The sequence below is a fragment of the Micromonospora sp. NPDC049580 genome (assembly GCF_040675595.1).
Taxonomy (GTDB): Bacteria; Actinomycetota; Actinomycetes; order Mycobacteriales; family Micromonosporaceae; genus Micromonospora.
This window is the reverse complement of the sequence record NZ_JBFAPG010000773.1, coordinates 1-1715: the sequence shown is the minus strand read 5'-3', so window position 1 is coordinate 1715 and position 1715 is coordinate 1. Positions and strand designations below refer to the sequence as shown.

At 70.3% G+C, this 1715-nt stretch carries 2 protein-coding genes; both read right to left on the bottom strand.

From position 1 onward, the window contains the following. Window positions 1-810 (bottom strand): sugar phosphate isomerase/epimerase family protein (locus AB0J68_RS31950; RefSeq protein ID WP_363942580.1); only part of this gene is annotated, 810 nt, incomplete at its 3' end. A gap of 213 nt (window positions 811-1023) precedes the next feature. Continuing rightward, window positions 1024-1527 carry an ATP-binding protein gene (locus AB0J68_RS31945; RefSeq protein WP_355064086.1) on the bottom strand — a complete coding sequence of 168 codons (504 nt, stop codon included), beginning with the start codon at window positions 1525-1527 and terminating at the stop codon, window positions 1024-1026. Window positions 1528-1715 lie beyond the last annotated feature (188 nt).

Sequence of the window (1715 nt, the reverse complement as noted above, 5' to 3'; positions counted from 1 at the left end):
AATCAGCCCGCCATTCGTGATGCCCTTTTCCTTGGCCGTAGCCTCGATTACCGACCTAGCGAGCAGGACTCCCGCTCGATATGCCTTAATGCTGTCCTTGCAGTCCACGTGGTAGATCCGGTCGGCGAAGTCGAAGATGAAGTTCACCGGGTCCAGCTCCTGCCAGACGAAGTGCGACGGGTCCCAGTTCAGCCCGAACGCGGGCCGGTTGCCGATCGCCTCCAGCGTCCGCTTGGTCGTCCAGTAGTCGTACGCGATCTCGCTGGGGTGCACCTCGTGCGCGAACCGCACCCCGACCTCGTCGAACACGTCGAGGATCGGGTTCCACCGATCGGCGAAGTCCTGGTAGCCGCGCTCGATCATCGACGGCGGCACCGGCGGGAACATCGCCAGGGTGTGCCAGATCGACGACCCGGTGAAACCGACGACGGTCTTCACCCCGAGCTTCGCCGCGGCCCGCGCGGTGTCCTTGATCTCCTCGGCGGCCCGCTGGCGGACCCCCTCGGGCTCCCCGTCGCCCCAGATCCGGGCGGGCAGGATGTCCTGGTGCCGCTCGTCGATCGGATGGTCGCAGACCGCCTGACCGACGAGGTGGTTGGAGATCGTGAAGACCTCGAGGTTGTGCTTCGCGAGCGTCTCCCGCTTGCGGTCGACGTACGAGTCGTCGGCGAGCGCCTTGTCGACCTCGAAGTGGTCGCCCCAGCAGGCGATCTCCAGACCGTCGTAGCCCCACTCGGAGGCGAGCCGGCAGACCTCCTCGAACGGAAGGTCGGCCCACTGGCCGGTGAAGAGCGTGATGGGTCGCGCCATTGTCCTTCTCCCCTGATGTGATGGGGATTCCGTTGTGCGGACCGGGGCGAGGGTGACCGGTCAGACCGGTACGTGGCATCGAGGCGGAACACCGGTGGATGCCGAGCGCACCTGAGCCCGGCGGGTTGCGCCTCCCACCGGGTCACCGGCCACCGTCACGGTCGCCACCTCCACCCTATTTCCGTTGGGCCCCATCGCGAAAGCCCCGGATCGTCACTCGGCCGCTTCTTCGGGCGCGGGCAGGACCGCCCGGACGGTGAACCCGCCGCCGGGATTCGGGCCGGCGGAAAAGGTGCCACCGACCCGCTCGGTGCGCCCGCGCACCGCGGCCAGCCCCCGCCCGGCGCCCCGGGTCTCCCCGGCCGGCGTCGCGGCATCGGCGCCGTCGTCGCGTACCTCGATGGTGACGCCCTCGGCGTCGTAGCGCAGCCGGACCGCCACCGCCGCGCCGGGGGCGTGTCGACGCGCGTCGGCCAGCGACTCCTCGATGATCCGGTACGCCGCCACGTCGACCGCGCCGGGCAGCGGCCGGGGTGCCCCGCCGAGGCTCCAACGCACGGGCTGGCCTGCGGCGAACTCCTCTGCCAGCGCGTCGAGACGGTTCAGGCTGGGAGCCGGCCCGGTCAACGGGTCGGGCTCCTCGGCCCGGTGCAGCGCGCCGCGGAGGCGGTCTCCCTGCGACCGCACCACTCGGCGCCATCGCGCGAAACGCCCCATGCTGGTCAAGGTACGGCAGCCGGCTGAGAGTAGGCCTCCGGCGTCCAGGCAACGCGCCCAGCGGCTCCGGCGGCTCCGACCACCCCGGCCGCTCCGGCCGCTCCGGCGCTCCGGCGCTCCGGCCGCTCCGCGATGGATTGTCGAGAGGGGTATACCTGTGAGTCATAAATATGACTCACAGGTATACC